The organism is Mycobacterium sp. NS-7484 (genome assembly GCF_001953975.1).
Lineage (GTDB): Bacteria > Actinomycetota > Actinomycetes > Mycobacteriales > Mycobacteriaceae > Mycobacterium.
Genome location: NZ_MBEJ01000072.1, coordinates 1 through 6,671, shown reverse-complemented (window position 1 = coordinate 6,671; position 6,671 = coordinate 1). Strand labels below are relative to the sequence as shown.

8 protein-coding genes are annotated in these 6,671 nt (G+C 67.3%); 3 read left to right on the top strand and 5 right to left on the bottom strand.

Annotation, left to right across the window (positions count from 1 at the left end; translation table 11 throughout):
- The 3 genes from A5733_RS13095 to A5733_RS13085 all read right to left on the bottom strand — a co-directional run.
- Nucleotides 1-198 (bottom strand): APA family fibronectin-binding glycoprotein (locus A5733_RS13095; protein ID WP_304528746.1); only part of this gene is annotated, 198 nt, incomplete at its 3' end.
- A gap of 220 nt (nt 199-418) precedes the next feature.
- Entirely contained in the window at nt 419-1,507 is a 1,089-nt protein-coding gene (locus A5733_RS13090) for a sulfate/molybdate ABC transporter ATP-binding protein (protein ID WP_076240423.1), read from the bottom strand.
- Nucleotides 1,498-2,292 (bottom strand): ABC transporter permease, encoded by a 795-nt coding sequence (locus tag A5733_RS13085; RefSeq protein WP_076240422.1) that lies wholly within the window; start codon nt 2,290-2,292, stop codon nt 1,498-1,500. The genes A5733_RS13090 and A5733_RS13085 overlap by 10 nt, the downstream gene beginning before the upstream one ends.
- Before the next feature lie 176 nt (nt 2,293-2,468).
- Between A5733_RS13085 and A5733_RS13080 the strand changes: the two genes are divergently transcribed.
- The 3 genes from A5733_RS13080 to A5733_RS13070 all read left to right on the top strand — a co-directional run bounded on the left by A5733_RS13080 (nt 2,469) and on the right by A5733_RS13070 (nt 5,562).
- Nucleotides 2,469-3,143 (top strand): SDR family oxidoreductase, encoded by a 675-nt coding sequence (locus A5733_RS13080; protein WP_067773529.1) that lies wholly within the window; start codon nt 2,469-2,471, stop codon nt 3,141-3,143.
- A gap of 18 nt (nt 3,144-3,161) precedes the next feature.
- Nucleotides 3,162-4,091 carry an LLM class F420-dependent oxidoreductase gene (locus tag A5733_RS13075; protein WP_076240421.1) on the top strand — a complete coding sequence of 310 codons (930 nt, stop codon included), beginning with the start codon at nt 3,162-3,164 and terminating at the stop codon, nt 4,089-4,091.
- 97 nt (nt 4,092-4,188) lie between these two features.
- Nucleotides 4,189-5,562, top strand: a complete 1,374-nt coding sequence (locus A5733_RS13070; RefSeq protein WP_067773523.1) for an NAD(P)/FAD-dependent oxidoreductase — start codon at nt 4,189-4,191, stop codon at nt 5,560-5,562.
- Here A5733_RS13070 and A5733_RS13065 read toward each other — a convergent pair.
- Nucleotides 5,559-6,206, bottom strand: coding sequence for an urease accessory protein UreD (locus A5733_RS13065; protein WP_067773520.1), 648 nt, complete (start codon nt 6,204-6,206; stop codon nt 5,559-5,561). The genes A5733_RS13070 and A5733_RS13065 overlap by 4 nt on opposite strands.
- On the bottom strand, nt 6,206-6,671 hold a 466-nt coding region (locus A5733_RS13060; RefSeq protein ID WP_076240420.1), incomplete at its 5' end, for a GTP-binding protein. The genes A5733_RS13060 and A5733_RS13065, both read right to left, overlap by 1 nt.

The window sequence follows — 6,671 nt, the reverse complement described above, 5'->3', positions numbered from 1 at the left end:
TGCTGGAGCCGGTGCGGGCGCAGGTGCGCCTGGAGCGGGTGCCGGCGCGGGGGCCGGCGCCGGGGGGGCCGGTACCGGATCCGCATACGCCACCGTCGGCAGCGCTACCGCCGCCGCCGTCGCGCCGGTGATCGCGGCCAACGCCAGCTTCTTCGACAGACCTCTGCGCCGATGAGACATCGCGTCCGACTCGTCCATGGGGAAGAAACTACCGTGTTACCGCCGTGACGCAAGTGTGAGTTGCTCTTAGAGTGTTCAAACGAGAATTTGCCGCACTTCGAAAGATCCCACCTGAACGCGGGTATGACGCGTTGCTGGCACACGCGGGCCCCAGGCGCCACGCCGAGCCTGGCAACCCACCCCCTGCACCCGCCTCGACGGGCCTTCAACAGATGAGTCGAACCCACCCCGGCCGGCGTTACGCGCGCCGTGCGGGGTGGACCGCCACCTCTTGGGCCTTCACCGCGAAATAGACCGTGTCCCCCGGCGCCAAGCGCAGCTCAGCCGCTGACTCCGCCGTGACGTCGGCGGCCAGGCCGGGCGCGCCGTCGGGTTGTTCCTCGGCCCGCACCCGGATACCCGGACCCCTGCTGTCGAGCTCGGCCACCGTCACCGCCACCGTGTTACGCGGACTGCCATGGGGCTGCTGGCGGTACACCGCGACCGACGACGGCGAGAAGACCGCCACCGCCGGCGTGCCCGGTGGCATCTCGACCGCCGGCGTGCCGTGCCAGGTCGCGGACCAGGAGGTGGCCAGCGCACCGTCGGCAGTTACCGTCCCGCCGACCAGGTTCACCCCGGCGAACCGGGCCGCAAAATGACTCCGAGGTGCCGCCAATACCTCTGTGGCTGAACCGTTTTCGACTATGCGACCAGCGTCGACAACCACCACCCGATCGGCCAGGGTCAGCACGTCGAGCAGGTCATGGGTGATCAGCACGGCGCATCTGCCGGCAGCGGCCAGCACCCGCCGCAAAACCCTGCGCATCGATGCCGCCACCGCCACGTCCAGCCCGGCCAGCGGTTCGTCCAGCAAGAGCACCTCGGGATCGGCGGCCAACGCCCGGGCCAGCGCCACCCGCTGAGCCTGACCGCCGGACAACCCGCGCGGGCGACGGCCTGCCAGCTCTGTCGCATCCACCTCTGCTAACCAGTGCCGGGCTTTCTCGTGCGCGGCCCGCCGACCGAGCCCACCGGCACGGGCGCCGAATGCGACATTGGCCAGCACGCTCAGGTGCGGGAACAGCAGCGAATCCTGCAACAACAGGCCCGTGCGGCGGGCATGCGTCGGTACGTGCACGCCCGCCGCGGTGTCGGTCAGAACCCGGTCACCCACCGAGATGCGTCCCGCATCGAGTGCGACCAGCCCCGCAATCGCGTGCAGCGTGGTCGACTTTCCCGCACCGTTGGGGCCCAGCACCGCCAGCACCTCCCCCGGCGCCACATCGAATTCGATGTCAAGGCAGCGGCTTTCGACGACGGCCCGCACCTGCAGCGTCACCCCCAGCCCCCTGCCCGCAACCGGCGGCTGCCCAGCCCGACAACCACCACGGCGGCCACGGCGACCAGCAGCACCGACAACGCCACGGCGGCGTCGGCGTCGCTCTCGCGCTGCAGATAGATCTCTAACGGCAGCGTGCGGGTGACACCCTGCCGTGATCCCGCAAACGTCAGCGTCGCGCCGAACTCGCCGAGTGAGCGCGCGAAGGCGAGCACGGCACCCGAGACCAACCCCGGCCGCAACAGTGGCAGCGTCACCCGCCACCACACCGTCGCAGGCGAGGCGCCCAGCGTCGCGGCGACGACCTCGAAATCGGCTCCCGCGGTACGTGCGGCCCCCTCCAGGGAGATCACCAGGAAAGGCAACGAGACAAAGGTCTGCGCCAGCACCACCGCAACCGTCGTGAAAGCGATCTGCACGCCCGCGGCCTCCAGATACCGGCCGATCAGTCCCAGCCGACCGAATGCGTACAGCAGCGCGATGCCGCCCACCACCGGAGGCAGCACCAGGGGCAACAGGATCAACGGACGTACGACGCGGGTGACGGGCCCCTCGGCGCGGGCGAGCACCAACGCCAGCGGAACCCCGAACAGCACGCACAACGCCGTGCTGGCCAACGAGGTCTGCAGGCTGAGCCGCAGAGCCGCGGTCGAGGACTCACTGGAGATCAACGAACCGAACTGCGGCCAGTCCACCTTGGCCACCATCGCCACGAGAGGCAGCACCACGAATATCGTGCCGAGCGCCGCAGGTAGATAGATCCAGCGCGGCAGTGGCGGCGGATTCGTCACGATGGGCCCACGCCTGCCACGTCGACGCAGGTCGCAGCGTTGGGTCCGATCATTGCCGCAACCTTATTCGAGGCCGCACCGGGCGCGCCGGTTTCACCACCTAGCTACCGTCCAGTAACATCGACGGGGATCGCCCCCGTCCGGCGCGGCGATCCCCGGGTACATGGAGGTACATCATGGCGGAGGTGCTGGTCACCGGCGGTGACACCGAACTCGGCCGCGTGATCGCGGCAGGTTTCCTGGATGCCGGCCACAATGTGATCATCGCCGGCGCGCGCCGCGAAGATCTGGAGCTGAACGCCAAGCAGCTCGACATCTCCTCGATCGTGTTCGACAACACAGATCCGGCAAGCGTCGAGAACGCCCGCACCCTGTTCCCCCATCACATCGACACCCTGGTCAATGTCCCGGCGCCGCTGTTCGAGGCCAAGGACCCGCGCACGTTCACCCTGGCCGATCTGGCCGGCGCGTGGCACAACGCGCTCGATGCCACCGTGGTCTCGGCGGCGTTGACCGTGCAGATCGTCGGCGACCACCTGCGGTCCGGCGGATCGATCATCAACGTGGTTGCCGCCAGTCCGCGCGATGGCAGCGCCGACGCTGCCATCAAGGCGGCCCTCAGCGATTGGACAGCCGGTCAGGCCGCGTACTTCGGCACCAGGGGAATCACCGTCAACGCCGTGGCGCCCGGCCTCACCGCCGAGCCCGGATACGATGGCCTCGGTACCACCCCGCCGTCAACGGCGGACGAATTCGCCCGCCTGGCAGTCTTTTTGAGCACACCGGCAGCTCGCCACATCACCGGACAGACGATGCACGTCAGTCGCGGTGCCATGGCAACTCTGGGATAGCGCGCTAGGGTCGGAACAGTGACAATCCGACTCGGACTCCAGATACCCAATTTCTCCTACGGCACCGGCGTTTCCGAACTCTTTCCGACCGTCATCGCCCAGGCACAGGAAGCCGAGGCCGCCGGCTTCGACTCCGTCTTCGTGATGGACCACTTCTATCAACTGCCGCAGATCGGTACTCCCGACCAGCCGATGCTGGAGGCCTACACCGCGCTCGGCGCACTGGCGACCGCAACCGAACGCGTCCAACTCGGCACGCTGGTCACAGGCAACACCTACCGCAACCCGACCCTTCTCGCCAAGGCCATCACCACGCTCGACGTGATCAGCGCCGGCCGCGCAATCCTCGGCATCGGCACCGGCTGGTTCGAGCTCGAGCACGACAGCCTCGGCTACGAATTCGGTACCTTCACCGAACGTTTCAAGAAACTGGACGAAGCACTGCAGATCATTCTGCCGATGCTCGAGGGCCGGCGCGCGACCTTCAGCGGCACGTACTACCGGACCGAGGAGGCGTTCGCCGAACCCCGCTTCCGGGACCACATCCCACTGATGATCGGCGGCAGCGGCGAGAAGAAGACCATTCCGCTGGCGGCTCGATTCTTCGACCACCTCAACGTGATCGCCGGATTCGACGAACTACCCCGCAAGGTGGAAGTTGCCAAGCAGCAATGCGAGGCGATCGGCCGTGACCCGGCAACTCTGGAGACCAGCATGCTGGTGTTCACGATGATCGACGACAACATCACCGCCGACATGATCCCCGACGAGGTCAAGCAACAAGTGGTGTTCGGCAGCGCAGAGCAGGTGGCCGAACAGGTCAAGACCAAGATTCTCGACGCCGGAATCGACGGAGTGATCCTGAGCCCGACCACCCACCTCACCGGTTACAACCCCGGGGGCATCACGGCCGTCGCCGAGGTGTTGAAGCCGATGATATCCGGGTAGACATTCGGTTCGGTGGGCATCTCGCCGCACCCGAGGGAATGATGCCGACTAACCTGTCGGTTGTATCGAGTGGCAAACACGTCCGCGAGGAGCAGCAATGAGCCATCCCGGAGCTACGGCATCGGATCGGCATAAAGTAGTCATCATCGGATCGGGCTTCGGCGGTCTGACCGCCGCCAAGACCCTCAAACGTGCCGACGTCGACGTCAAGCTGATCGCCCGCACCACGCATCACCTGTTTCAGCCTCTTCTCTACCAGGTGGCCACCGGCATCATCTCCGAAGGCGAGATCGCCCCGGCCACCCGGGTGATCCTGCGCAAGCAGAAGAATGCCCAGGTGCTGCTGGGTGACGTCACCCACATCGACCTGGAGAAGCGGACGGTCGACTCCGTCCTGCTGGGGCACACGTACTCGACGCCCTACGACAGTCTCATCATCGCTGCCGGTGCCGGGCAGTCGTACTTCGGCAACGATCATTTCGCCGAGTTCGCGCCCGGTATGAAGTCCATCGACGATGCGCTGGAGCTGCGCGGGCGCATCCTGGGCGCGTTCGAGCAGGCTGAACGGTCCAGCGACCCGGTGCGTCGCGCCAAGCTTTTGACGTTCACGGTGGTGGGCGCAGGTCCGACCGGCGTCGAAATGGCTGGGCAGATCGCCGAATTGGCCGATCAGACGCTCCGCGGCAGTTTCCGCCACATCGATCCGACCGAGGCCAGGGTGATCCTGCTCGACGCCGCGCCGGCCGTGCTCCCGCCCATGGGAGACAAGCTCGGCCGCAAGGCCCGCGAACGGCTGGAGAAGATGGGGGTCGAGGTTCAGCTCGGCGCCATGGTGGTCGACGTCGACCGTAACGGGCTGGCGGTCAAGGATTCCGACGGCACCATCCGGCGCATCGAATCGGCGTGCAAAGTGTGGTCGGCCGGGGTCTCGGCCAGCCCACTGGGCAAAGACCTGGCCGAGCAGTCCGGAGTCGAGCTCGACCGTGCCGGCCGGGTCAAGGTGCAGCCCGACCTGACCTTGCCGGGTCATCCCAACGTGTTCGTGGTCGGCGACATGGCCGCTGTCGAGGGGGTGCCCGGCGTCGCGCAGGGCGCGATCCAGGGCGGGCGGTACGCCGCCAAGCTGATCAAGCGTGAGGTCAGCGGCACCAGCCCGAAGATCCGGGCCCCGTTCGAGTACTTCGACAAGGGGTCGATGGCCACGGTGTCGCGGTTCTCGGCAGTGGCCAAGGTCGGCAAGCTGGAGTTCGCCGGGTTCTTCGCCTGGCTGTGCTGGCTGGTCCTGCACCTGGTGTACCTGGTGGGCTTCAAGACCAAGATCGTCACGCTGTTGTCGTGGACGGTGACGTTCCTGAGCACCAAGCGCGGTCAGCTCACCATCACCGAGCAGCAGGCCTACGCGCGCACCAGGATCGAGGAGCTCGAGGAGATCGCGGCCTCCGTACAGGAAACCGAGAGAGCGGCGTCCTAGCCGTTTGTGGTCTCTGGTGGCAGCCGGTCACCCTGCCAGGTGGCCAGGCTGCCGCCACGAGCCAGCTCCAATACCGTTCCGGCCGTCTCGAATGAGGTTGCAGGGTAACGCAGTTCGCTGATGCAGGCGCGCGGCGCGGCGATCGCGTCGTCTCCCACGGCGCCACAGCCCAGCTCGATGCGATGACGCAACAGCGGCACCGACTCCACATCGGCATGCAACGCACCCGACCAGAAGCCCACGCGCTCACCGGTTCTGCCGATCTGGATGCGCTCACGAATGCGCACGTGCGCGGATTCGGTGAGCTGCAGCCGCGTCGCGCTGCGGTGCACCGAATTACCGGCCACCACCGTCGGCTCCGGATCGAGATCCAACTGCCCTGCCACGTCGAGCTCCCAACCCGCTGTCGATTCACGCGTGTGGGCACCCGGCAGTGCCATCGTGGCCGCGACCGTGCGAATCCGCAGGCGGGCACCGGCTTCCACCACCACACGCACCGTGACGGTGTCACCGCCCAGCGGCGTGGCGGCGGTGGAGACGAGGTGGACGGTGTCGGGCCCGGTACGGCGGCCGGCCAACCCGCCGGTGGCCTCGATTCGCGGTATCCGCCCCGGGGTGGCCACGATGACGACGGTGGAGTCCATCATGTCGAGGAGGCCTGGACAACCTTCAGCTGTTCGCGCACCCAGTCCAGCACGGGCCCCGACGACGGGTCCTCGGTGAGAGAGATGAGCGCCGTCGGCCGGTCCGCGCGCACCTTGGCCGCGTCGCGACGCATGACGTCCAGATCCGCACCGACGAGCGGGGCCAGATCAGTCTTGTTGACCACCAACAGATCCGAGAACGTCACGCCCGGGCCGCCCTTGCGCGGCACCTTGTCGCCGCCGGCGACGTCGATGACGAAGATCTGCACGTCGATCAGACCCGATGAGAATGTCGCGGTGAGGTTGTCGCCACCGGATTCGACGAGGATCAGATCAAGTCTCGGGTTCGCCTCGATCAGGTCTTCGATCGCATCGAGGTTGGCGGTGATGTCGTCGCGGATCGCGGTGTGCGGGCAGCCTCCGGTCTGCACCGCGGCGATCCGCTCGTCCGGAAGCCCCCCGTGC